Origin of the sequence: Psychrobacillus sp. NPDC093200 (assembly GCF_050280345.1) — a bacterium.
GTDB classification, from domain to species: domain Bacteria; phylum Bacillota; class Bacilli; order Bacillales_A; family Planococcaceae; genus Psychrobacillus; species Psychrobacillus faecigallinarum.
Window position 1 is genome coordinate 44137 of the sequence record NZ_JBNNVC010000003.1, and the last position, 26149, is coordinate 70285.

The 26149-nt window shown below is 37.7% G+C and carries 25 protein-coding genes and 2 riboswitches; of the genes, 1 reads left to right on the top strand and 24 read right to left on the bottom strand.

Annotated features, from left to right (window positions below):
- Nucleotides 1-43: 43 nt before the first annotated feature.
- The 24 genes from ACQKNZ_RS13770 to ACQKNZ_RS13885 all read right to left on the bottom strand — a co-directional run bounded on the left by ACQKNZ_RS13770 (nt 44) and on the right by ACQKNZ_RS13885 (nt 25537).
- Complete coding sequence (locus tag ACQKNZ_RS13770; RefSeq protein WP_340863486.1) at nt 44-1606, bottom strand: Na+/H+ antiporter NhaC family protein; 1563 nt, start codon at nt 1604-1606, stop codon at nt 44-46.
- A gap of 84 nt (nt 1607-1690) precedes the next feature.
- Nucleotides 1691-1873: riboswitch (Lysine riboswitch) on the bottom strand.
- 50 nt (nt 1874-1923) lie between these two features.
- Nucleotides 1924-2694, bottom strand: a complete 771-nt coding sequence (gene yunB / locus ACQKNZ_RS13775; protein WP_154310208.1) for a sporulation protein YunB — start codon at nt 2692-2694, stop codon at nt 1924-1926.
- 42 nt (nt 2695-2736) lie between these two features.
- Nucleotides 2737-4110 (bottom strand): bifunctional UDP-sugar hydrolase/5'-nucleotidase, encoded by a 1374-nt coding sequence (locus ACQKNZ_RS13780; protein ID WP_340863487.1) that lies wholly within the window; start codon nt 4108-4110, stop codon nt 2737-2739.
- A gap of 45 nt (nt 4111-4155) precedes the next feature.
- Entirely contained in the window at nt 4156-4974 is an 819-nt protein-coding gene (locus tag ACQKNZ_RS13785) for a sulfite exporter TauE/SafE family protein (protein ID WP_144538645.1), read from the bottom strand.
- Entirely contained in the window at nt 4975-5826 is an 852-nt protein-coding gene (locus ACQKNZ_RS13790) for a DUF72 domain-containing protein (RefSeq protein WP_144538646.1), read from the bottom strand. It lies immediately after the preceding gene.
- A 526-nt stretch (nt 5827-6352) separates the two neighbouring features.
- Complete coding sequence (locus tag ACQKNZ_RS13795; RefSeq protein WP_340863488.1) at nt 6353-6757, bottom strand: SMI1/KNR4 family protein; 405 nt, start codon at nt 6755-6757, stop codon at nt 6353-6355.
- A 41-nt stretch (nt 6758-6798) separates the two neighbouring features.
- Nucleotides 6799-7173 carry a hypothetical protein gene (locus ACQKNZ_RS13800; protein WP_340863489.1) on the bottom strand — a complete coding sequence of 125 codons (375 nt, stop codon included), beginning with the start codon at nt 7171-7173 and terminating at the stop codon, nt 6799-6801.
- A 353-nt stretch (nt 7174-7526) separates the two neighbouring features.
- Complete coding sequence (gene sufB, locus ACQKNZ_RS13805) at nt 7527-8924, bottom strand: Fe-S cluster assembly protein SufB (protein ID WP_144538648.1); 1398 nt, start codon at nt 8922-8924, stop codon at nt 7527-7529.
- Between the two features lie 21 nt (nt 8925-8945).
- Complete coding sequence (sufU, locus tag ACQKNZ_RS13810) at nt 8946-9380, bottom strand: Fe-S cluster assembly sulfur transfer protein SufU (protein ID WP_144538649.1); 435 nt, start codon at nt 9378-9380, stop codon at nt 8946-8948.
- Nucleotides 9370-10602, bottom strand: a complete 1233-nt coding sequence (locus tag ACQKNZ_RS13815; RefSeq protein WP_427660207.1) for a cysteine desulfurase — start codon at nt 10600-10602, stop codon at nt 9370-9372. Before ACQKNZ_RS13815 ends, sufU begins: the two co-directional genes overlap by 11 nt.
- On the bottom strand, nt 10602-11909 hold the full coding sequence (gene sufD / locus ACQKNZ_RS13820) for a Fe-S cluster assembly protein SufD (RefSeq protein ID WP_427660209.1): 1308 nt from the start codon (nt 11907-11909) through the stop codon (nt 10602-10604). Before sufD ends, ACQKNZ_RS13815 begins: the two co-directional genes overlap by 1 nt.
- Nucleotides 11910-11926: 17 nt before the next feature.
- Nucleotides 11927-12706, bottom strand: coding sequence for a Fe-S cluster assembly ATPase SufC (gene sufC, locus ACQKNZ_RS13825; RefSeq protein WP_144538652.1), 780 nt, complete (start codon nt 12704-12706; stop codon nt 11927-11929).
- 333 nt (nt 12707-13039) lie between these two features.
- On the bottom strand, nt 13040-13213 hold the full coding sequence (locus ACQKNZ_RS13830; protein WP_154310199.1) for a hypothetical protein: 174 nt from the start codon (nt 13211-13213) through the stop codon (nt 13040-13042).
- Nucleotides 13214-13725: 512 nt separating this feature from the next.
- Nucleotides 13726-14673, bottom strand: coding sequence for a nuclease-related domain-containing protein (locus tag ACQKNZ_RS13835; protein WP_427660212.1), 948 nt, complete (start codon nt 14671-14673; stop codon nt 13726-13728).
- A gap of 470 nt (nt 14674-15143) precedes the next feature.
- On the bottom strand, nt 15144-15947 hold the full coding sequence (locus ACQKNZ_RS13840) for a MetQ/NlpA family ABC transporter substrate-binding protein (protein WP_144538655.1): 804 nt from the start codon (nt 15945-15947) through the stop codon (nt 15144-15146).
- A gap of 13 nt (nt 15948-15960) precedes the next feature.
- The gene (locus ACQKNZ_RS13845) at nt 15961-16629 is read right to left on the bottom strand and encodes a methionine ABC transporter permease (RefSeq protein WP_144538656.1); all 669 of its coding nucleotides are present in this window, start codon (nt 16627-16629) and stop codon (nt 15961-15963) included.
- The gene (locus ACQKNZ_RS13850) at nt 16622-17647 is read right to left on the bottom strand and encodes a methionine ABC transporter ATP-binding protein (protein WP_144538657.1); all 1026 of its coding nucleotides are present in this window, start codon (nt 17645-17647) and stop codon (nt 16622-16624) included. Before ACQKNZ_RS13850 ends, ACQKNZ_RS13845 begins: the two co-directional genes overlap by 8 nt.
- Before the next feature lie 91 nt (nt 17648-17738).
- A riboswitch (SAM riboswitch) is annotated at nt 17739-17843 on the bottom strand.
- 39 nt (nt 17844-17882) lie between these two features.
- Nucleotides 17883-18203, bottom strand: a complete 321-nt coding sequence (locus tag ACQKNZ_RS13855; protein ID WP_427660215.1) for a thioredoxin family protein — start codon at nt 18201-18203, stop codon at nt 17883-17885.
- 11 nt (nt 18204-18214) lie between these two features.
- Nucleotides 18215-18565, bottom strand: a complete 351-nt coding sequence (locus ACQKNZ_RS13860) for a toprim domain-containing protein (RefSeq protein WP_144538659.1) — start codon at nt 18563-18565, stop codon at nt 18215-18217.
- A 76-nt stretch (nt 18566-18641) separates the two neighbouring features.
- Nucleotides 18642-19022, bottom strand: a complete 381-nt coding sequence (gcvH, locus tag ACQKNZ_RS13865) for a glycine cleavage system protein GcvH (protein WP_144538660.1) — start codon at nt 19020-19022, stop codon at nt 18642-18644.
- A 72-nt stretch (nt 19023-19094) separates the two neighbouring features.
- The gene (locus tag ACQKNZ_RS13870; protein ID WP_340863559.1) at nt 19095-19457 is read right to left on the bottom strand and encodes an arsenate reductase family protein; all 363 of its coding nucleotides are present in this window, start codon (nt 19455-19457) and stop codon (nt 19095-19097) included.
- A 624-nt stretch (nt 19458-20081) separates the two neighbouring features.
- Nucleotides 20082-21863, bottom strand: a complete 1782-nt coding sequence (locus tag ACQKNZ_RS13875; RefSeq protein WP_151113296.1) for an acyl-CoA dehydrogenase family protein — start codon at nt 21861-21863, stop codon at nt 20082-20084.
- Nucleotides 21864-21948: 85 nt separating this feature from the next.
- A complete protein-coding gene (locus tag ACQKNZ_RS13880; RefSeq protein ID WP_151113294.1) occupies nt 21949-23124 on the bottom strand; it encodes an acetyl-CoA C-acetyltransferase in 1176 nt (391 codons plus the stop codon).
- Between the two features lie 28 nt (nt 23125-23152).
- The gene (locus ACQKNZ_RS13885) at nt 23153-25537 is read right to left on the bottom strand and encodes a 3-hydroxyacyl-CoA dehydrogenase/enoyl-CoA hydratase family protein (RefSeq protein ID WP_427660219.1); all 2385 of its coding nucleotides are present in this window, start codon (nt 25535-25537) and stop codon (nt 23153-23155) included.
- A gap of 197 nt (nt 25538-25734) precedes the next feature.
- On the opposite strand from ACQKNZ_RS13885, the gene ACQKNZ_RS13890 reads away from it, so the two are divergent.
- Nucleotides 25735-26052, top strand: coding sequence for a thioredoxin family protein (locus ACQKNZ_RS13890; protein ID WP_151113290.1), 318 nt, complete (start codon nt 25735-25737; stop codon nt 26050-26052).
- Nucleotides 26053-26149: the final 97 nt, after the last annotated feature.

The following is a 26149-nucleotide window of genomic DNA, read 5'->3' on the forward strand; positions in this document are numbered from 1 at the left end:
TATTATTAGAATTCAAACAACCTTCTAAAATCAACGGGCAGAACTATTGAACCACTCTTTTGCTTCTAATCGACCAAAAGGCAAACAACAAAACAATTATAATTATAACTGTTATTAACCCTATCAAGACAGAGCTTGTTAAGCCTAGTACCAAGTAACCTACTGCTGCAATAATTGCGCTAATAATAGCATAGGGCAGCTGAGTCATTACGTGGTCAATTACATTAACACCTGCTCCTGTGGCAGACATAATAGTCGTATCGGAGATTGGTGAGCAATGGTCTCCAAAAACTGCTCCTGCTAAAACAGCAGCTAAGACTGGAAGCAATAATTGAGGCTCAATCGCCATGATGATACTCGCTCCAATAGGAAGTAAGATTCCAAAAGAACCCCAAGATGATCCAGTTGCAAAAGCCATAAATGCTGTTAACACGAACATTAATACAGGTATCACACCTACTGGTACATTGTTTTCCGTAACTAAAGTAGCTAAAAATGCTCCAGTTTCTAAAGCTGTGATTAAATAAGACAACGACCAAGCAAACACTAATATCAAAATAGCTGGAAGCATAGATTTAACACCTGTGCATATGGCTTTCCACACGTAAGTCATGTTTGCCTCTGGGTTCGTTTTAAATTGGCGTATATATAAAATCATTGCGATTATACTAGCTGTCAGTCCCCCTATAAATAACGAAAGAGGTACATCTGTATGTTCAAAGATTATAAAAATGTCTAAAACTTTTCCTGAAAGGCTATAACCCGTCCAAAACATACTTCCTAAAGTGACAACCACTAAAGAAATAATAGGAAGTAATAAATCAATCACCTTACCATAATTATTTTCCGGGAAATCACCCTCTAAATCTCCAGGATTTGTTTTCTCCGGGTCAAAAAGTACGCCTGTATCCATCGCTCGTCTTTCATGCTTTTTCATCTCAAACAAATCAAAGTCAGTCCATGCTGTAAAAAAGACCAATGCTAATGTTGCGATTACATAGAAGTTCATCGGTGCCATTAACACAAATGCCTCCAGCGGTGTATAATCAGTCACCGCATGTGTAGCAAAAATTACACCAAGCTGACTGATTAGGAAAGCTCCCCAACTAGAGACTGGAGACACTACACAAACTGGTGCAGAGGTGGAATCGATAAAATAAGCAAGCTTTGCACGAGAAACTTTATGAGAGTCTGTAATAGGTCTAGCGATTTGCCCAACTGCTAATGCATTAAAATAATCATCCACAAAAATGATAATCCCCAAAAAAGCAGTTAAAAGTTTAGATCCTCTTTTTGTTTTGATTCTTTTGATAGCCCAAGCAGCAAATGCTGTGCTACCACCGGAAAGACTAACGAAAGCTGTTACTACTCCTAATAATAATATAAAAGCTAAAATATATATGTTATATACGTTTAACCCACCATCCCAAAAGGATACTTTAAATGAGTCCCATAATAAAAGAAAAGATTGTACTGGGTTAAAATTCTCTACAAGTAATGCGGCGGAAAGAATCCCCGCTCCCAATGAAAGTAAAACTCTTTTAGTCACTAAAACCATAATAATTGCCAATAATGGTGGCACTAACGAAAAAATAGTATTCTCCAAAACTGTTCCTCCTTAAAAATCGAAAAGCCAACCTATAAATATATATAGGTTGGCTTGATTATGAACTATAAGTTAAATACTTACTTCATTTGTAGCTCCCCATCTATACTTAAGTATAAATGACAGTGTTATTTTTATTCAAAATAACCCCAACTAAGTATCCTATGACTATTAATACTTAGCTTCGGCAAAGCTTCCTTTCATCTACGATCAACGGTGTCAACCTCCTGTAAATTACTCTTAAGCCTCGCAGCCTCTACCTATTCATTATTCATTTCTTTCTATTCTAACAGGCTTTTATAAAAACCGCCTTTTTTTTAATCTTCCGGCAATGGTATTGGTACCTCCACTGATGGAGCAGCAGACCCATCTCCTCCGGTATAAATATGAGGCACCTGTCCCTGTACTAAGCCCATTGCAACAGGGATATTTTGTTCAACTACACTCATTTTGCTCGCAAGTGGCACAATGATTTGTACATTTACTTTAATATGGATACTAATTTCTACATAAGCATTATTTATCCCAAACTCTGTTATGGTCGGCACTACATTGGACTGAACATTACCTATTACATGGAAACGAATTGGGATTTTAGGCCCTAAGTTTCCGATTAGAGGTATATTTGTAGCCTGCCCCATCGGCACAAAGAATACTACCCCACCTTGATCTTCCATTGTATGTTTATCATATTCAATATCATCCAAGTAGGGAAGACTAGAAAGATTTCCTTTTTCTGCCTGTTCCAAATGAGATTGCACTAAACTATTTGTATCAGAAAGTACTCGGTTGATAATCTCCGTATTAAACTTAGTCGTCACCATATTTTTACTATCTGAAGGAACTTCTTCAATAATATCGTTTACGTCTAACACATTTGCCGTACGTGAATTAATCGCTTTACTAATTACCATAGAGGCAATCTTATTAGTTTGTACTTCTGCATAATCTAAATAAGTTGGAGTCAGTTGGGCATTTATGTAATAAAACACCCAAGCTACCGACAAGAGAAAGCATGTCAAAAAGATAGCTAATTTACGTTGAGTGCTAAAAAATATAAAACGTTTCTTCTTTTTTCGATAAAACAACGAAAAAACCTCCTCATTACTTTTATGTAACAAGAAGGTCTTTTATGCCCTGCACTTATGCTCTTCCTTTATTCCGTACCATTTCACAACGTCTCGAATCGTTTCTGGCATAATATATTGTTTTTTTGCTGTTTTAAAGGAAGGAAAGAAATATCCAAATGTGAACATATCCAAAGTTGCCAGCCGGTAGGTGTCCTGGATAAGTAACGGACTTCCCTGTATGAAGATAACACCATCTTCTCTTTCAACTATTTGTTCAAATAATACATTACCTAAGAATTTACCACGAAAGCCTAGTCCTTTTACTTCGAGGTGAGGCCATTTATCATTTTTTGATTGCTCAATGATCTCTAGCAAATCTGCTCCACTTAATGTAATGATACAAGGATTAATAGGATGTGGAAGACATTGATGTAAGTCTCCAGCAGTTACAGGTCCCTCTGGTAAATCTTTTAAAAATATACCCGCTGGGAACATTGCACAATCAGCACCTGTATATTCGAGCAACCCTTTCCCAAAAAATTTAGCGAGCTCAGATTCATGAAACCATTCTTTTTCAAGCTTTACTGGATTATTAAATACAGTATGAGAAAGCTGGGCTTTTCCTTCATACTCCCAACGACTTTGGAGTTTGCTTGCATATTCAGGTACGGGTAGCTCGTCGGTCGGATATACCTTAGCCTCTTTTGAAACAATCTTCTTGCTAATATGATCAAATTCTAATATTACACGTCCAATATACATACCAAATTTGCCTGTAGCAGCCTGCAAAGTGTTCCCTAACCATTTCCCCTCCTCGAACAAATGATGGGTGTGAGCGCCTAAAATAAGATCCAATGAGGGTATTTGTTCAATCAGAATTTCATCCTGTGATTTTCCCAAATGTGACATACATATTAGAATATCTACTTGTGAGGAAATTTCCTTACACACATTTTTTAATCGTGGTATAGGGTCCTGTACATGCCAGCCAAGTTTTTCATAGTAAACGCCATAATCTGCCGTGGCAGCAACAATTCCAATTTTAATGCCAGAGGGGGTTTGATGAATTTTGTAAGGCTTTACCCAATTAGGAATCTCTCCATCCAAGTTAGTAAAATTTGAAACAATTACTTCAAAATTTGCTTCTGTATATAAAGAGTCTAATTCCTCATGACTAAGCGTTATCCCTTCGTTATTACCAATTGTCACATAGTCATACTTTGCCTCGTTTAAAAGCTTTACATTGCCCTTCCCCAGAGTTCCTTCTGTATAAATATTGGAGCGATCCACGTGATCCCCAATATCTAAAATAAGATAGGAATCCTTCTTTTCATGCATCTTTCTTTTATTTGAAAGAAAGTGATGGATTGAAGGCCAATTTTCCAAATGACTGTGCAAGTCATTTGTATGATAAATATAAATCGTTTCTTTCACCCTCTCCACCTCTTTCATATGTTTTAACCATTTTATAATTTTCTTTTAAAATAGCCCATCAATAATGGAGCGGATTCCAAGTAACAGTAACACTATCCGTAAGGCAGTTACTAGTGTTTCCGAGTTCAACTTTTTGTTCAGCTTTGCACCAATCTTCGCACCAATATATGCAGCAGGGATAACGGGTATGGTATATAGCCATGGAACATTTCCTAATGATATATGGGTTGCCGAATTGACAATAGACGATAAAAACACCATAAACATGGAAGTACCCACTGCAACATGTGGAGGAAAAAGAAATAACAAAATCATAGCAGGTACAATCATCGATCCTCCACCGATTCCAAATAACCCTGAGGCAAAGCCAATTACAAACGTTAAGGAAACGGCAAACCAAATCGGAAAACCATATACATATGTATTTTCTCCATCCTTAAACGTCCGCTGCTTACCATGATTAACAAACCATTGAACCGGCTTCAAATACTTACGAACAAGCAATAGAATAGATAGGGCAACGAGTAATATACCAAAGTATAGGTTAAATGACGGGAGATCTAATCCTTTATTAACCCAAGCACCTAAAATAGTACCCGGAATACTGCCAATAAAAAATATAAATCCACTTCTAAAATCTACTGTTTTAGACTTCATATAGGATAGAGTAGAAGACAGGCCAATAAAGATCATCATGACAACCGAAAGACCCACCACACTTTGTGGTGTAATATTTGGTATCAAATCAAGCGTAGTACCAAGAAAAAGTACTGCGGGCACTAAAATAACGCCGCCCCCTAGCCCTACCAAGGCACCTATCACCCCGGAAAAAAGACCGCTAAGCACTAATAAAAACCACTCCATTTAAAATTCTCCTTCGAAAAGATTTAGTTGCTTTGGAGCAAGTCCGTCAAATTCAATATCTAACATGTGTTGAAAGGATTTAGCATTTTTAGCCGCATGACCGCCTGAATTGTTATTAAATAACACAAGCACCTCCGAAGCCTGCTTTGATAGAGTTTGACATATTTGTTGAATATATTGGAGCTCCTGTTCATTATAATCATATAAATAGCGGACTTCTCTCCACTTTTCATTGTTACCAGGATTCTTCCATCCGTAAAAGTTTCTACCGTGAAGACGAACCAATACTTTATCAGAAGTAGCAATCGGAACTACAGGTATACTCCCTTCCCCATTTTGCGGCTCATCACAAACGCTATGATGAAAATTATTTTCCTTCAAAAATTGGATGGTCGACTCCTTATATTCTGGAAGATACCAGGATTGATGGCGAAACTCGATTACCACCTCAAAATCCTTTAGTTCTTCCCTTATTCTCCTCATATATTGAACATTGTCCTTCTCACACTGAAACCAAGGCGGAAATTGAACAAGCACCATCGCCAGCTTCCCCGCCTCCTTCAGAGGACGAAGCATCTGTCGGTAGCTCTCAAACATTTCCTCTGACGTTTTAAAAGGGTTTTCTCCTCTGAGATGACCCGTTATTCCTTGATAGGCCTTTACAATAAATTGAAAATTATCAGGAGTCTCTCGAATCCATTTTTCTATATTCCGTTGTGGTTGAATCGCATAAAAGGACGCATCCAGCTCTACAATTGGAAAATGTGCACTATAATCTTGCAGCTTCTCCTTAGGCGACGAAACGTATAAATCTGGGTGATCCCCCCAACCAGTTAAACCAATCTTAATCATCAAACCACCTCTTTATTAATACTTAGTATCATATCATTTCCCTAACCAATCAGACAAAAAAATAGACCAAATATCCACTTTTCTAACAATTATTAAATAAGTTTTGTGGGCAGCAGGTGAAGTGTTTTGAAAAAATTGTTGCAGTAACAGGCCAAAGCATTGCGAGAAAACAAAGTGTTGCGTATATCAGGGGAAGTGTTGCACAGAGCGAGACAACTGTTGCGTGACAGACCCCAAGTGTTGCAGGAACCGGCCAAAGTGTTGCGCATATCAGGGGAAGTGTTGCACAGAGCGAGACAACTGTTGCAAGACAACGCCCAAGTGTTGCAGGAACAGGCCAAAGTGTTGCGGAAAAGACCCAAAGTGTTGCGAGAATCTTACTTCTCACCGCCTGAGTCCCCTCCTGTTGCTAAATATCTTTACCCTGTTACCTATTTCTTGACACTTACTCGGATGTTGTAATTTACATGCCATTGCTGGAGCTTTTATATAGACAAAATATTTTTTTAGTGGTTGTTCCTAAAATTTAAATTTCCTTTGCGAAAACCTTTCTTGCAAATTCTAAAAAGTTCTTTTCTTCTCTTGGGAAAATTGTTAAGTCCTCGTGCCAAATTTCAACAAATGACCAATTCTCCGTAGGCAAAAATCCAATCGCATCACCTGAAAAGTTGTCTCCGAATAATAAAACCTTTTTTATTTCAGGATTATTGGCTACATCATATATTTCTTCTGCTTCAATTAATCCACCATAGAACATAAAATATCCATCAGCTACAGATCCAAACCCTACTTCCATTAAAAAATCTCTATAATCCTGCGGTATATCACCATATATTAAATTCTCGTCTACTTTAGATTTTGATAACTTCCTAAACCCATGATTGATAGACGATTGAGCTATTTCTTCGAGAATTTTACTGTAGTTCTCCACCTTTTATTCTTCCTCCTATTAATAACTACCTTAGAAAATGTCTAAATGAGTCTTTGAATTTGTCTGTTTAAAAGTTTATATACACCTGGATAACTTTCATTTGTAATAATATTTACCGTCTCATTGTGCTCCAATTCCCCTACTCCAAGTAAATATGATAATGTCTGTGCCAAACATTTTTTGGCATCAAAGTTTTTTGGCATACTCCAATACGGATTTTCTAATAGTTTTTTATAACGTTCTTTATGCTGACATCTTAATAGCAACTTATACAAATTTTCATAATTTCCTTCACTGATAAACCTTTGAATTATAACTTCATACATTTTCAGCTCACCTATTTTTATCAGAAGTTTTATCGCAAGTGCTAAACAAGTTTCTTCATTAAATTTAGTTGGCTTAATGATTTTTTTCACCTCATCTTTTTTAATCTGCGTTTTATTAATTTCTTATTCTCTCTTTGTAATAACGTCAATTTGTTTCTCACTTTTATATTCAACTTTTACGAGTACGAGTCGCCAACTGTTGTTCCAATCAACAAAGATTTAACTTGCCTAAATATATTATATATTTAATTCCATAATTATACAATTTAATGAAATATAATTAACCTCTTTAAGGTAGCTATAATATTTCCCCATTTTAAATAAAAAAAAGAAGACGAACTTAAAAGTTCGCCTCCTACACTTTAGGAAAATTCACATCGTCCCAATATCGGTTCGATTGATTTTCATTATACATTTATTATTAAATCAAAGTTAATAAAATATTAACCGATAGATCCTTCCATCTCGAACTTGATGAGACGGTTCATTTCTACCGCATATTCCATTGGAAGTTCTTTTGTGAATGGCTCGATGAAGCCCATTACGATCATTTCAGTTGCTTCTTCTTCGCTTAGTCCACGACTCATCAAGTAGAATAACTGTTCCTCTGATACTTTAGAAACTTTCGCTTCATGCTCTAGAGAAATGTTATCGTTCAAGATTTCGTTGTATGGGATTGTATCAGAAGTAGACTGATTATCCATGATTAATGTATCACATTCGATATTAGCACGAGCTCCAGTAGCTTTACGTCCAAAATGAACGATACCACGGTATGTTACTTTACCACCTTGTTTAGAAATAGATTTCGAAACAATCGTAGAAGAAGTATTTGGAGCTAAATGCATCATTTTAGCACCAGCATCTTGGTGTTGACCTTTACCAGCGATAGCGATAGAAAGAGTCATACCACGTGCACCTTCACCTTTAAGGATAACAGCTGGATATTTCATAGTAAGCTTAGAACCGATGTTACCATCAATCCATTCCATCGTTGCGTTAGCATCACAAACAGCACGTTTTGTAACTAAGTTATACACGTTGTTTGCCCAGTTTTGGATTGTTGTGTAACGGCAATAAGCGTCTTTTTTGATGATGATTTCAACTACCGCACTGTGAAGTGAATTAGTTGTGTAAACAGGAGCCGTACATCCTTCAACATAATGTACAGAAGCGCCTTCATCTACAATGATAAGCGTACGTTCGAATTGACCCATGTTTTCTGAGTTAATACGGAAGTATGCTTGAAGTGGAGTATCCACTTTTACGCCTGGTGGTACATAGATAAATGATCCGCCTGACCAAACTGCTGAGTTAAGAGCAGAAAATTTGTTGTCAGAAGAAGGGATTACTGTACCCCAGTGTTTTTTGAAGATGTCTTCATTTTCACGAAGTGCAGAGTCTGTATCTTTAAATACAATTCCCATATCTTCAAGTTCTTGCTTCATGTTGTGGTAAACAACCTCAGATTCATACTGTGCAGAAACACCTGCAAGGTATTTTTGTTCTGCTTCAGGAATACCTAATTTATCAAAAGTAGCTTTAATTTCTTCAGGTACTTCATCCCATGATTTTTCCGTTTGTTCTGATGGTTTTACATAATAAGTGATTTCATCGAAATTTAATGAACCTAGATCTCCACCCCATTGTGGCATTGGTTTAGAGTAGAAAATTTCTAATGCTTTTAAGCGATAGTCTAACATCCATTGTGGTTCATTTTTCATACGGGAAATTTCTTCAACGATTTCTTTCGTTAAACCACGTTTTGAACGGAAAATGGATACGTCTTTATCGTGGAAGCCATATTTGTAATCACCAATTTCAGGCATTTTTTTTGCCATCGTATTTCCTCCGTTCTATTATTATTTTTTTTCCTCTGAAACGCCTTTTTCCATTGCTTTCCATGCAAGAGTTGCACATTTGATACGTGCTGGGAATTTGGATACGCCATTTAATGCCTCGATATCTCCAAGGTCAATAGAGTCGTCATATTCTTTTCCAAGCATCATATCCGAAAAGATATGGGAAAGCTGTAGCGCCTCATCTATATTTCTTCCTTTGATCGCTTGCGTCATCATCGATGCAGAAGACATAGAGATGGAACATCCTTCTCCATCAAATTTTGCATCTTGTACAACGCCGCCTTCCACTTGAATAGTCAAGTGAATGCGATCTCCGCAGGTCGGGTTATTCATATCTATTGTCAACGCGCCATCCTCAATACTACCTTTATTGCGAGGATTTTTGTAATGGTCCATAATGACCTGGCGATATAATTGGTCTAAATTAGAAGACATCTCCAAAATACTCCTTAGCAGTGCGTAGGCCGGCAACGAGAAGATCTACATCTTCTTCAGAGTTATAAACGTAGAAGCTTGCTCTAGCAGTTGCAGTAGCTTTTAACCACTTCATGAGTGGCTGCGCACAGTGATGTCCTGCACGAATAGCAATACCATTCATATCTAGGACTGTTGCGACATCGTGAGGATGTACTTCATCTAAATTAAATGTTACAATTCCAGCTCGTTTCGACGGATCTTGTGGTCCGTAAATAGTTAAGCCTTCAATTGTTGACATTTTGTCCATGGCATAAGCCGCAAGCTCATGCTCATGTTTTTCAATCTCTGATAAACCGATTTCTTCTAGGAAATCAATTGCAGCAGCTAAACCGATTGCTCCAGCAATGATTGGAGTTCCACCTTCAAACTTCCAAGGTAGCTCCTTCCATGTTGATTCTTGCAAGCCAACAAAATCGATCATTTCTCCACCGAACTCAATCGGCTCCATTGCATCAAGTAGTGCCTCTTTTCCGTAAAGAACCCCGATACCGGTTGGACCACACATTTTGTGTCCAGAGAATGCTAGGAAATCACAATCTAAATCTTGCACATCGAGCTTTAAGTGAGGAGCAGCCTGTGCTCCATCCACTACCATAACAGCTCCATGTTCATGTGCAATTTTTGTAATTTCTTTAATAGGATTCATCGTGCCTAATACATTTGATACGTACACGACAGATACTATTTTAGTTTTCTCTGTAATTGTTTCACGGACTTTTTCCAAAGATAGTGTACCATCTTCTTCTAAGTCAATATATTTAAGCGTAGCTCCAGTTTCCTTCGCTAATTGCTGCCAAGGAATAATATTGGAATGATGCTCCATATACGTGATTACAATTTCATCGCCTTCTTTTACGTTTGCAAGGCCATAGCTTTTTGCAACGGTATTAATACCAGTTGTTGTTCCACGAGTGAAAATTACTTCCTTAGTAGATTTCGCATTGATAAACTCACGAACCCTTTCGCGTGCACCTTCATAACTTTCCGTTGCACGGTTACCAAGTGTATGAACACCACGGTGAACGTTTGAATTATCAAATTCGTAGTACTTTTTAATAGCTTCAATTACTTGAATTGGCTTCTGAGAAGTAGCGCCGCTATCTAAATATACAAGTGGATGACCATTAACTTCTTGGTTAAGAATTGGAAAATAGCTTCGAATCTCTTTTGTATTGAGCATTAGCGAACTTTCCTTTCAATTACCTCCGTCAGCTGTTTCTTCACGCCTTCGATTGGTAGTTCATTTACTACTGGTGCAAGGAATCCATGAATTACAAGACGCTCTGCATTTTGTTTAGAAATACCACGACTCATCAAGTAGTACAGCTGAAGTGGATCAACGCGTCCAACAGATGCTGCATGACCTGCTGTTACATCGTCCTCGTCGATTAATAAAATCGGGTTAGCATCTCCGCGAGCTTTTTCACTTAACATCAGAACACGAGATTCTTGTTCAGCGTTTGCTTTTGTAGCACCGAATTCGATTTTACCGATACCGTTGAAAATAGAAGAAGCAGCATCTTTCATAACACCATGCTTAAGAATTTGTCCTTCTGTATGTTTCCCCCAGTGAATAACTTTTGTTGTAAAGTTTTGTTTTTGATTTCCGCGACCTACAACAACCATTTTCACATGACCTTCTGAGTTATCCCCAACTAAGTGAGTGACATTTTCAGAAATAGTATCACTGTCATTCATCATTCCAAGTGCCCATTCGATTACAGCATCACGACTAGTTACACCACGACGGTTAACATAAGTAGTAAATCCTTCTGCAAGAACGTCCACTGTTCCAAAAGTAACTTTAGCATTATCCTTCACAATTACTTCTGAAATAATGTTTGCTAGACCGTTCGTTTTTTCAACTGTAGACAAATAATTCTCCACATAGGTTACTGAACTGTTTTCATCCGCCACAAGCAATGTGTGATTGAATAAAGAAGCAGTTTCGTTATCATGTAAGTAAATTACTTGAACAGGTTCTTCAATTACTACATTTTTCGGTACGTATACAAATACCCCACCGTTTAATAATGCAGCATGAAGGGCAGTTAATTTGTGTTCATTAACTTTGACTCCATCAGTCATGAAATATTTTTGTACTAGCTCGCTATGTTCACGCGATGCAGTATAAATATCTGTAATGATAACACCTTGAGCTTTTAAATTATCCGTAACTGATAAGTAAGCTGGTGTGTTGTTATGTTGAATATATATATTTTTTTGCTCGTCTGCATGAACAAGTGCTTGCACCTCTTCAGGAAGTTCATCCAATGAAGAAAATGTAGTGCTTTCTACAGTATGAGCAGGAAATTCAGTGAAATTCCAATTTGTAATTTTTGTTTTATCTGGTGTTGGCATTGGAAGTGTTTCCACTTGACCTAAAGCAGAAAGACGAAGTTCCGTCATCCAGCCTGGTTCTTGGTGACCTTCTGAAAAGGAGCGAATATCCTGTTCGGTTAATGCCAATTTCGTTTCAACCGTCATGTCATGCGTCCCCTTTCTTATGCTTCTTGTCCAACTGTCTCGTCTTCGATTCCTAATTCTTCTTTAATCCAGTCATAACCTTGAGCTTCTAATTTTTGAGCTAGCTCAGGGCCACCAGATTTAACAACGCGACCTTGCATCATAACATGTACATGGTCTGGAGTGATGTAGTTAAGTAAACGTTGGTAGTGAGTGATGATTAAGCTACCAAACCCTTCTCCACGCATTTCATTGATACCTTTAGATACAACTTTAAGTGCATCGATATCTAAACCTGAGTCAATTTCATCTAAAATAGCAAATTTAGGTTTAAGCATCATTAACTGAAGAATTTCGTTACGTTTTTTCTCTCCACCTGAGAATCCTTCATTTAAATAGCGTTGCGCCATGTCAACGTCCATTTCTAAGAATTCCATTTTGCTGTCTAATTCGCGGATGAATTTCATAAGTGAAATTTCATCCCCTTCTTCACGGCGAGAGTTGATTGCCGAACGTAAGAAGTCTGCGTTAGTTACTCCAGTGATCTCACTTGGATATTGCATTGCAAGGAACAAACCAGCTTGTGCGCGCTCATCCACTTCCATTTCCAATACATCTTCACCATCTAGTTCTACAGAACCAGAAGTAACTTCATATTTAGGATGACCCATGATAGCTGAAGCCAAAGTAGACTTACCAGTACCGTTTGGACCCATGATAGCGTGAATTTCATTTGTGTTAAGAGACAAATTAACACCTTTTAAAATCTCTTTACCGTCGATAGCAACGTGTAAATCCTTAATAACTAAAGTCGACATTTAATAACCTCCATTAAGTAACTATGAATGTGTAACCATTCTAATTTATTATCATTCTAATCTTAACCCAAACTGAAGTCCCTTGCAAATCTTTTGAAACACTTTCTCATTGATAATATATAACATTTTTAATAGAAGAAATAGGTTGATATTTATGGTACTTTATGATGCTATCATTTTCAATAAGAAGTATCTAATTGAGAATGCATATCACTACCAGCATAGTGTTAACTCAAAAAGGCAGAAAATAAATACCGTTTCCTTCACTCTTTTATCCTAGAAATAAAAAATCCACACAGATTAATCTGCATGGATTTTTGTCTTATATTTAAATTAACCTCGGAAAGCACGAGCATCGAGCTTAGCAGCAAGCTGCATACTTTTTTCGTGATCGGCTTGACGACGTTTTTCAACTTTCGCTCTCAATCTTTGACTATTTCGTAATTCATCGTAGCCGAAACCATGTACTCCTCTAAACGCGTGGTCCATTTGTTCTGTATACGGCAACTCTTCCGAACTGATAATAAATCATTCCTTTCAATTTTTATGGTTTCTATACTACACTACATACCACCTCATGTTAAGTTCAAACATCCTTTTTATTCTGATAATTGTCTACGATAAAAAAGGAATTGCTACATATGTCACATATATATATTTCTTCCTATTGGTTTACGTAACCCTGTTATTTATTGACTTGTCTGCCACTTCAAATCCTAACCTCATGCACATGAGGGCGAATACCATTTAACCTGAAACACTCTAGAATATTTTGTGCATTTTAAAAAGCGAATTATAGACGAAAATAAAAACGGGTGAAACGAATCATTTTTAAAAAGTTTTTATATACGAGTTAATTTCATGATTAAACCTTTACCAATTAAACATTGTGGCAGAGGGCTGACGATGAAGTCTTTTCGCTACTCCTCTGAAAGTGTCATCCTATAGAGAAAATGAAGTGATAAAAAAATTGTTCGTATTTTTTCATATAAACAAGAATTATGGAATTGATTTATACATTAAGTTTGGCACTTATATTTTGTAGATTTATTGTTTCCTATTTTAATTAGGTTTGCTTTCCTTAATAATCTATTTGCTTCATATCGAGTTCTTAATTGTAAAAACTCCCTGCATGTTTTGTTTGTAATGAAGTCGTCATACAATAAAAAATATTGTTGTAGTGATTTTTGTAAAGCATATTTGTCTACATACTGGCAGCCTGCACAATACCAGAAATTCTTCACTTTATCCATCCCAACTTGTCCACACTTTTCACATGCGACTCCCAAGATTAAATCACTTGGTTCTATATAGTAATGTTTAGTTAAAGGAAAAAAATCATATGAAGAATTATATTTTAGGATCAGATTCTTTATCTGGCAGAGCTTAGAATTGGTAACAGTCGAGGGTTTATTTTGGAGTTTTCGAAGGAACGAATATATATCTTTCTTATAAAGGATTGTTGTCTCATTTGTGGTGGTTTTTACATAGCTATTCTTAGAAGCAAAAACAATTGCTCCGAATACTGGAATCGAGAGGTTATTATGGGAGAAGAAATTAGATAGTAAGTAGATGTACTCATTTAACTGGTTAACGGGACAAGGATATTTTTTTATCTCTCCATTATCCTTAGTTTGTACTATTTGAGAGGGATTTACCTGAAATTCAAGCTCTCCTATAATATTTTTTACTTCAAGCACAATTGCACCAAATGGAGTTAATAAAATATAATCAATTTCAAATAATTTTTCTGTACGAATCATTGTTTTATGAAACAAATAATAATTGTAAGGTAAATGCATCCTCTCTAATTCTCTATAAACCATTTCCTCTCCATAATCTCCTGCCATCGTTGTTTGAATTTCCATGCCGATTTTGGAATAGAGCGGGTGCTTCATAGGCAGCCTGTTTAATAATAATTTCATTGCTTTCAGTTGTTGCGATTCAGTATATTTTTTTATAATCAATAGTCATCACCTCCCTATCAGATTAGCAAAATGAATAGAATAAAGATACCCTTATTTTGGAATTTTAGATTAGTAGATGAAGTTTCTGAGTTAGGGCCACTTTTCTTTGATTTAGGAGACAGTTTCTCCTGTTTAGGAGACACTTTCTCCTGTTTAGGAGCGGTTTCCACCTTTTTAGGAGACATTTCCAACAATTTAGGGGCGACGCTCTCAGTTAGGGGCACTTTTCTTTGATTTAGGAGACAGTTTCTCTCGTTTAGGAGCGGTTTCCACCTTTTTAGGAGACATTTCCAACAATTTAGGGGCGACACTCTTAGTGAGGGGCACTTTTCTTTGATTTAGGAGACAGTTTCTCTCGTTTAGGAGCGGATTTCACCTGTTTAGGAGACACTTCCCAACCAGTTAAGGACACTAACTCCGCTCAATCATAAAAAAAAGCAAGCACACGAGGTGCTTGCTCACTTATCTTATTATTTTACTGGAACAACTGAACCTTTCCATTCTTCCAATATAAAGTCTTGAATTTCTTCTGATTGTAATGCTTTTACTAGTGCTTTGATGCGTTTGTCGTCCTCGTTACCAGCTTTTACAGCAATTAGGTTAACATACGGAGATTCTGAGTCTTCAATAGCGATTGCATCTTCTAATGGATTTAGTCCAGCGTCGATTGCATAATTGGAGTTGATCAATAATGCATCACCCTCTTCATTTTCATATAACTGAACCATTAGGGCTGCTTCGTAGTTAGGATCAAATTCTAGGTTTTTAGGATTATCTACGATGTCTCCAATTTCGGCAGTTGTTTTATCTATTCCCTCTGCCAGGGTAATTAGACCTTCTGCTTCTAGCATCGCTAACACGCGTCCATGGTCAGCTACAGAGTTACTCATTAGAATAGTTGCTCCCTCAGGAAGTTCGTCAATAGAAGCGTATTTTTTAGAGTAAAGACCAATTGGCTCAATATGGATTCCACCAGCATTTGCGAAATCATAATCGAAATCTTTCATTTGAGATTCTAAGTATGGAGCATGTTGAAAATAATTGGCATCTAGATCTCCAGAATCTAGGTCTTTATTTGGTAGTACATAGTCTTGATAAGTTTCAATTTGAAGCTCAATACCTTGTTCTTCTAAGATAGGTTTTACCTGTTCTAAAATTTCTGCGTGCGGTACGTTAGATGCGCCAACAACTAATTTATCGCTATCCTCGTCTCCACATGCAGCAAGCGTTAATGCACTAACAGATAATAAAACCCCAGCCAATAATTTTTTCATCCCAATCTCTCCCTTATCGTTTATCTATTTTTGTAGTAATGATGTCACCAATCCATTGGATAATGAACACGATGATTAATATTAAAATAGTAGCTACGAGTGTGACATCCCCGCGACCACGTTGGAAACCATCTAAAAAGGCTAGATTCCCTAATCCTCCCGCTCCAATGATTCCTGCCATAGCTGTATAACCAACTAGTGAAATACAAGTTACGGTTATACCAGACACTAAAGCTGGCATTGATTCAGGCAATAAAACCTTCCATATAATAGTTGTGGTTTTAGCACCCATAGATTTTGCAGCCTCTAAAACGCCTTTATCAATTTCTCGTAAAGCAATTAAAACCATGCGAGCATAAAATGGAGCAGCTCCAATCACTAATGCTGGGAATGCAGCATTCGGACCACGCATCGAGCCCATCAACAGTGTTGTAAGTGGGATCAATAAAATAATTAATATAATAAATGGGATAGAGCGGAATATATTTACTACCGCACCCGTTAACCAATTTGCCAATTTATTCGCCCAAGCCTGATGTGGGCTTGTCAAAAATAATAAAAGTCCTAAAATTAGTCCAAAGATTGCTGTGAGTACCGTAGAAACTGCTGTCATATACAAGGTTTCTAGAGTAGCGTCCCACATTTTAGGCCAATCAACATTTGGAAATAACGATTCAATCATTGTTGATCACCTCTGTATTCACTTTTTGCGAGTGGATAAATTGTATTGCATCCTCCACGGCTTGGTCATTTCCATCGATTTGAAGAATTAGTGTACCGAAAGCTCCACTCTTCGTATGAGAGATGTTACCTTGCACAATATTAACTTCTAAATCAAACTGTTTGATTAATCTTGAAAGAATTGGCTGCTCTGTGGTTTCACCGACAAAAACGAGCTTGACTAGCTTACCATTTGGATAAAGCTGGACTAGCTTTTGAATCGTTTGCACTGGCTGGTTGGAATCAGAAATTTGAGAGACGAAACGTTTAGTAATAGCCTGTTGTGGCTTTTGGAAAACCTCTAGCACATCTCCCTCTTCTACAACTTGCCCATTTTCCATAACAGCTACTCGGTTACAAATCTTTTGAATAACTTGCATTTCGTGTGTAATCAATACAATTGTTAATCCTAGTTTTTCGTTGATGCTGACTAGTAGGTCTAGTATTGAATCGGTCGTTTCAGGATCAAGAGCAGATGTTGCCTCATCACAAAGCAATACCTCTGGTCCATTAGCTAAAGCCCTAGCAATTCCTACACGCTGCTTTTGCCCACCAGATAATTGTGAAGGATAAGAATCTCCTCTGCCCTCTAGACCAACAAGGTTCAAAAGCTCCTCTACTCTGGCTTTTCTTTTGTCCTTCGGAACTCCAGCAATTTCTAGAGGAAATGCTATATTTTCAGCGACTGTTCTCGACCATAAAAGATTGAAATGCTGGAAGATCATACTTACCTTTTGTCGGAAGCCACGGAGCTTCTCCTCATTTATGGAAGTAATCTCTTGCTCATTCACAACTATTTGGCCGACAGAAGGTTTTTCTAAGCCATTCAATAAGCGGATCAATGTACTTTTACCGGCTCCGCTATAACCAATAATCCCAAATATTTCTCCACGCTGTATGTCCAGATTTACATTATCAACAGCAACGATTTCACCTTGCTTTGTAATAAATCTTTTCGAAACTTCCTTTAAACTAATCATGTAAATCTAGCCACCTTTCCTATTAAAAAACCCCTTCTGCAAAAGAGCAGAAGGGGTGTAGGTTATCAATTTCAAATAACACTCATCCATTCTCTCATTTCTCAAAGCTATAGCTTTGCGTGACTTGGCACCATTTCACTTTCGTGACGGTTGCCGGGCTTCGTAGGGCACTTCCCTCCACCTCTCTCAATAAGAGCGACACTATTAAATTATTTTTTCAACACAACGAATGTTATCATAGGTTCTTGTTTTCGTCAATAGTTTTTATTGTTTCCAATAGATAGGGTACGGATTGAAACGCATAAATCTTTTTTTCTACCCTGCCATTTTTAGATATTAATAAGCAAGGTACACTTTCAATTTCTTGTTCTATTGCCAAATCACCAAGAAAGTTAATATTTGCTTGGCCAATTGGAACAGAAACCATTTCTTTAATGACATTCATCATCTTACTTGCAATCTGACACGTACCACACATTGGGGTATAAATATAAAATAAGGAAAGTGGAGAGTTATATTTTATGCTTTCCCATTGCTCTTTATTCCACTCATTCATTACACATCATCCTAAGGCAAAAATTCTTTTTTCACCTTAATATTAACACGTTTTAATATGGATGCCAAAACCTTAGCCGGGGTATTCGCCACTTCACCATACATAGGATTTGTATAGAGGTGAATTGCCTCAGGATATTCCTTCCTGACAACCGAGCGTATTTGTTCGCCAGATTTGTCGGCATCTAGAAAAGCATAAATCGGCAAGCCATCATAAGGGCTTAAAAGCTCCTCCAATTTTACATCGGATATCGTTCCATTTGTACAAATGATTTCTGGAGATTCATCGAGAAGGGTCAACAATTGTAATTTATCAGACCTTCCCTCGACGAGAATTATTTTATCACTAAATACATGTGCCATTTAGCTTCTCTCCCAACTTATTACCTTTCCTTTATTATATGAAAAAAACGCCGATTATTAACCGGCGTTTTCATTATTACTCTGCAATTAATTCTTCATACTTTTCTGGAGACAATAAGCTGTCCACTTCTGATAAATCAGAAGGCTCAACAACGATCATCCAAGCATTTTCATAAGGTGATTCATTAACGAATTCGGGGCTATCTTCTAGCTCAGCATTTACTTCCACTACTTTACCGCTAATTGGTGCATATAGTTCCGAAACTGTTTTTACTGATTCAACGCTACCAAAAGCATCTCCTGCTTTAATTTCATCTCCAACTTGTGGAAGTTCAACAAAAACGATGTCTCCTAGTTCTGATTGCGCAAAATGAGTAATACCTATGCGGACATTTCCGTCCTCATTTTTAACCCATTCATGTTCAGCTGAGTACTTAAAATCTTTAGGCACGCTCATAAATAAACCCCTCTCAATTAAATATTCCATCTATTTAATATTCACATATTTCCCTAGTAAATACAAGGTACTTTAAGAGGTTTTCCACATGTCCTCAAACTGCTCTTCCTTGAAACCAAGTGTAAGCTTGTTTCCATCATACACAAGCGGGCGTTTAATAAGCTTTCCATCCGAAGCAAGCAACTCCAACTGTTCATCCTCCGACATAGTAGGAAGCTTGTCCTTCAGTTGCAATTCACGGTACTTCACTCCACTAGTATTAAAAAACTTTTTAAGCTCATAATCTCCGTTAGCTACCATCTCTTTTAAAAGTTCTTTTGATGGTGGTGCATCTACAATATGGTGATTCTCGAATTGTACTTGATTGTCTCTCAACCATTTGCTAGCTTTGTTACAAGTGCTACATTTAGGATAACCGTAAAATTTTATAGTCATTTAAATCTCACCTTTTTCTTTTTATCATAATAATATTTTGCTACTCATGCAAGAGGGATCAAACCAAGTTTTAAATTTCAATATTTTATAGTGCATTATAGAAATAAGTAAAATCGCTTCTATTATAGTTTGCCTCACTAGAATGCAGTTAACTCATTCTTTCAATTGACCCTAAGAATCAAGCCCAATTAGAGATAGTTTTGCTGAACGGTCATATATTTTTCTATCCGGTCCTAAATCCTTGCTATGCGGTTATAAATATTTTTATCCGGTCATAAAGTTAATTTCCACCTATCAAGTCGTCATTTTCTAGTAAACTAAATTCACTATCTCCACTTTCATTATTGATTCATCAGCGATGAGAGATAGATTTTGCTGAACGGTCATATATTTTTCTATCCGGTCATAAATCCTCGCTATGCGGTTATAAATATTTTTATCCGGTCATAAAACTGAGCTATCCGGTCATAAATATTGCTATCCGGTCATAAACTTAATTCCACTTAAAAAGTTGCTGGCTTTCGTTGCTAATTATGCTTGTTTGTTATGATTTAATTACTTATGTAAAAAACTGCCCTCAGGAGTCAATATGAGACTCTTGAGGGCAGCTTTGTTTTTATATGATTAAACTACGAATTTTTCTGCTTCGATTAGTTTTACTGAAGCTTCACGCTTTTTCTCGATTACGTTGTAAGGAGTGTAGCGAGTTAGTTTACGAAGTGCAGAAAGCATCATGCGTAAGTTGTCGCCATCTACAGAAGCTATTAAAGTTTCTTTAGCTGCTGCTTCGATTTCATTGAATGCTTCTTGGCAGAAGATTTGAGTGTATAGAAGCTTTTGAGCTGCTTTTTCTTCTCCACTGCGTCCGATAGCTTTTTCTGTACGAAGTACTGCTGATTCCATAGCGAAAATGTTGTTTGCAATGTTTGCGATGTGTACCAATACTTCTTGCTCGGCTTCTAGCTTAGTTCCGAAGCGTTGAGCAGCCATACCAGCAGCTAAAATACCAATTTTCTTAGCGTTAGCAACTAGTACCTTCTCTTGAGCTAGAGCTTCATCGCCAACTTCTTCTGGCATCATCATTAATAGCTCTTCTTGTAGTCCTTGTGCCTTTTGAAGAAGTGGCAATTCACCCTTCATTGCTTTTTTCAAGAATGTTCCAGGAACGATTAAACGGTTAATTTCATTTGTCCCTTCGAAAATACGGTTGATTCGAGAGTCACGGTAAATGCGCTCTACTTCATACTCTTGCATGAAGCCGTATCCTCCATGTAATTGAACAGCCTCGTCAGCGATATAGTCTAACACCTCTGAACCTACTACTTTGTTAATAGAGCATTCAATAGCATACTCAGCAATTGCAGCTGCAATTTTGCTTCCGTCTTTTTGATCTTCTTCGCTCATTTGGCTCATACGGTCCTCGAAGTAACCAACTGTTCGGTAAATCAAGCTTTCAGTAGCATAAAGCTTAGAAGCCATAGTTGCTAGTTTTTGTTTTGTTAAGTTAAATGAAGAAATAGGTGTCTTAAATTGTTGACGTTGGTTTGAATAAGAAATTGCTAGCTCTAATGCACGTTTAGAACCACCGATTGTACCTACACCTAATTTGTAACGCCCGATATTAAGGATGTTAAACGCGATAATATGACCACGGCCTATTTCTCCTAATAAGTTTTCAACTGGTACTTCTGCATCTTCTAGGATCAATGTACGAGTAGAAGAAGATTTAATACCCATTTTCTTTTCTTCAGCCCCTACAGAAACGCCTGGGAAAGTTCTTTCTACGATAAATGCAGAGAATTTGTCTCCGTCCACTTTTGCGTATACTACGAACACATCTGCAAATCCAGCATTAGTGATCCATTGTTTTTCCCCATTAAGTACATAGTGAGTGCCTGCTTCGTTTAGTTTAGCAGTAGTTTTTGCTCCTAGAGCGTCAGAACCTGAACCTGGCTCCGTTAAAGCGTATGCTGAGATTTTGTCTCCAGAAGCTGAATTTGGAAGGTATTTTTTCTTTTGTTCCTCGTTACCGAAAAGAACGATTGGTAGTGTACCGATTCCTACATGTGCTCCGTGAGTGATGGAGAATCCGCCTGCTACAGACAATTTTTCAGCGATTAACGCAGAAGAAATTTTGTCTAATCCCAATCCATCATATGCTTCTGGTATATCAGCCGCCAAAAGACCTAAATCTCCAGCTGATTTTAATAAACGTACAGAGTGCTCAAACTCATGATGCTCTAAATTCTCTACTACAGGCAATACTTCACTTTTTACAAAGTCCTCTGCAGTTTTAGCAATCATCTTTTGCTCATCATTGAAATCCTCTGGTGTAAATACGCGACTTGCTTCAATGTCTTCTACTAAAAAGCTTCCACCTTTAATTGCATCTTGAACTTGTGTCATTTCCTTCTCCTCCTATGTGTGTAAACGTTTGAATTAGTAATCGTGAAACTCGCCAAATATTAAAAGCACATTTCACCTATTGAAATTAAAGAAGTTCAAATACTCCTGCTGCTCCCATGCCTCCACCGATACACATGGTAACGACACCGAATTGTTTTCCTTGTCTTCTTAATTCGCTCATCATTTTAAGTGTTAGTATAGAACCCGTTGCTCCAAGGGGATGCCCCAATGCAATGGCTCCACCATTAACATTTACTTTATCCATATCAATGCCTAAATGACGCACTACTTGGATTGATTGAGAAGCAAATGCTTCGTTTAGCTCCCAAAGGTCAATATCTTCAATAGATAGGCCTGCAATTTTCAATGCTTTTGGCACAGCAACGATTGGTCCAATTCCCATTACGTCTGGCGCTACGCCACCTACTGCAAAGGAGCGGAATTTAGCAAGTGGCTTTAAGCCCTGTGCTTCTGCAACTTCACGATCCATTACCAATACAGCTCCTGCACCATCAGATGTTTGAGATGCATTTCCTGCTGTTACAGAACCACGCACATTAAATGCTGGACGTAATTTTGCAAGTGTTTCTACTGTTGTACCTGGACGTACACCCTCATCCATTTCGAACATAAATTTTTTAGATTGTGCTTTGTTGTTTTCATCTACATAATGCTTGATTACTTCTACTGGTACGATATCGTCGTTAAACTTCCCAGCAGCAATTGCAGCTGCAGCAAGCTGATGAGAACGGACAGCGAAAGCATCCTGGTCCTCACGGCTCACATTATACTTATTCGCTACCTGCTCTGCCGTATGTCCCATCCCCATATAATACTGAGGTGCTGTTTCAGCTAAATGAGCGTTTGGTCGGATAACGTTACCCATCATCGGAACCATACTCATCGACTCTACTCCTCCAGCGATAATTGCTTCAGAGTGACCTAGCATAATACGTTCTGCTGCATAAGCAATGGATTGTAATCCAGATGAACAGAAACGATTAATAGTAATCGCTGGAGTTGTATCTGGAAGTCCAGCAAGCGCACCGATATTACGAGCAACGTTCATCCCCTGCTCAGCTTCTGGCATGGCACAACCTAATATTAAATCATCTATAGGGCCATCGTATCCGCCCGCTCTTTTCAATGTCTCTTTTACCACTAATGCCCCAAAATCATCTGGGCGCACATTAGCTAGAGATCCTTTTTTTGCTTTACCAACTGGTGTTCTTGCACCTGCTACGATAACTGCTTCACGCATGAGTTCTCCTCCTTTTACCTAACGCAGACTAGTTGCGTAATGGTTTACCTTTCACTAACATGTGCTGCATTCTTGCCTGAGATTTAGGATCTGCAACTAAACTTAAGAAAGCCTCGCGCTCTAAGTTAAGTAGATATTGCTCATCCACTAAAGTACCGTATGGCACCTCTCCACCAGCAATGACAAATGCAAGCTTCTTCGCAATCTTCAAGTCATGCTCACTAATGTATCCTGATAAGAACATTCCTTCTGCCCCTAATAACAGTGCTGCATATCCAGGGGATCCTACAACCGGAACCTTCTCACGAATCGGAGCCTTGTAGCCAGCATCAGCAAGAGCTAGCGCTGCTTGTTTCGCATCGTAGATTAAGTGGTCAGGGTTTACACTGATTCCATCTGCAATTCTTAAGAAGTTATTTTCACGTGCTTCTTCAGCTGAAGTCGAAACCTTCGCCATAGCTATTGTTTCAAATACCTTGCTAGCAACATTCAGATAATCAATTTGAACTCCATTCGGAATTCCTTTTAGATGTTTAAGGTAAAGCTCTTTATTACCTCCACCGCCAGGGATAAGCCCGACGCCCGCTTCAACAAGTCCCATATATGTTTCAGTAGAAGCTTGAATGTGTGCTGCAGGTAAAGTGACCTCTGCTCCTCCACCTAGTGTCATTCCAAATGGAGCAACAACGACTGGTTTTGAAGAGTATTTAATTTTCAGTGTCGCATTTTGGAATTGACGAACGACGAAATCTAGTTCAAAAATATTGTCATCTTGAGCTTCCATTAAAATCATTCCAAGATTTGCTCCAACGCTGAAGTTTTTGCCTTGGTTACTAATAACAAGACCTTTAAAGTTTTTCTCTACTTCATCGATTGCAAAGTTAATCATTTGAAGAATGTCTAATCCAATTGAATTGGACTTAGAATGGAATTCAAGTAAAGCAATTCCGTCTCCTAAATCGATTAGACTAGCACCTGAGTTCGACTTAATGACACCATGCTTTTTCTTGTAGCTTTTTAAGTCGATTACTTTTTCATTAACTGGAACCGCTTGGTAATCTGTTCCATCAAAATAGAAGAAATCGCCATTCTCTTCTTTATAGAAGGATTCAAAGCCTTTATCTAATAAAGATTGAACGAATGCTGGGATATCATTACCCTCTGCCTTCATTTTTTCTACTGAGTCTTTTACTCCAATTGCATCCCATATTTCAAAAGGTCCTTGCTGCCAGCCGAAGCCCCATTTCATCGCATTGTCAATAGACACGATATCATCAGCTATCTCTGTGTGAAGCTGAGCAGAATAGATAAGCGTCGGACTTAAAATACTCCATAATAGCTCGCCAGTACGGTCTTTTGCATATGTCAACGTTTTCACTTTTGCAGCTAAGCCTTTTTGCTGCTTAGCCATTTCCATTGAAGGTGTTTTAAGCTTTTTCATTGGACCATATTCTAATGTTTCAGGATTTAGTTCTTTAATTTCTTTTCCTTCTTTTAAGAAAAAGCCTTGACCTGTTTTAGCTCCAAGCCATTTATTTTCAAGCATTTTTTTCATGAATGCCGGTACTTCAAATACCTTTTGCTCTTCCCCAGTTGTTTGGTCATATACATTTTTGGCTACGTGAGCAAATGTATCGAGACCTACAACATCAAGAGTACGGAACGTAGCAGACTTCGGACGACCAATTAGTGGACCAGTAACTGAATCTACCTCACCAACAGAGTATCCTCTTGCTTGCATTTCACGAAGAGTTACAAGTAAGCCATAAGTCCCAATTCGGTTAGCGATGAAATTTGGCGTATCCTTTGCTAGTACTACACCTTTTCCAAGAACATCCTCACCAAATTCCTTCATGAATTCTACTACTTCAGGAGCAGTTGTTTGAGCTGGAATTACTTCCAACAGCTTTAAATAGCGAGGTGGATTAAAGAAGTGAGTGCCTAGGAAGTGTTTACCGAAGTCTTCTGATCTTCCTTCCACCATCGCATTAATGCTGATACCTGATGTGTTAGAAGTGATGATTGTACCCGACTTACGTACAGCATCAATTTTGTCATATAGGTTTTTCTTAATTTCTAGGTTTTCAACTACGACCTCAATAATCCAGTCCACGTCTTTTAACTTTTCTAAGTCATCCTCTAGGTTACCTGCTGTAATTAGCTGTAGGTTTTTCTTAGACGTTAGTGGTGCTGGTTTTTGCTTTAATAATTTCTGTAAAGCAGTATCTGCAAAACGATTACGTACGGAAGGATGCTCCAATGTAAGTCCTTTTGCTTCATCCTCTTTACTAACTTCTTTTGGAACGATATCCAACAATAGCGTTGGTATACCTATGTTTGCTAAGTGAGCTGCGATTCCAGATCCCATTACCCCCGAACCAAGTACAGCTGCTTTTTTAATTTGATATGTCACGTGCAAAGCCTCCCCTTCATCTTGAATGAACGCTCATTCATTTTGTTTACAAAAAAAATAGAAGCAATCTCTATATCTATTATTCTAGTGCAATGTTCAAATTTTCGCAATAATAAAATGAATAAATTAATACATTTTTCTTTCTCCTATATGGGAAACAGTGTAAACTGTATGTATCATCCATGGAGGTATATAATATGAAAAAAATTACAACTGCAGAACAATTTAATGAAATCATTTCCGGAGACAATGAAGTACTAGTTAAATTCGAAGCTGGCTGGTGTCCTGATTGCCGCAGAATGGAAATGTTTATCGATCCAATCATCGAAAAATACAATCAGTACGAGTGGTATGAAGTAAACCGCGATGAGCTACCAGAAATCGCTGAAAAATATGAAGTTATGGGAATCCCTAGCCTTCTAATTTACCAAAACGGCGAGAAAAAAGCTCACCTACACAGCGCCAACGCAAAATCACCGGAGCAGGTCACTGAATTTTTAGATGCACAAAAGTAATTAGAAGTTATCTACAAATCAAAGCATCTACTTTTCATACTGCGACGAGCAGTGCGCAGGAGCAAGTAACTGAATTTTTAGATGCACAAAATTAATT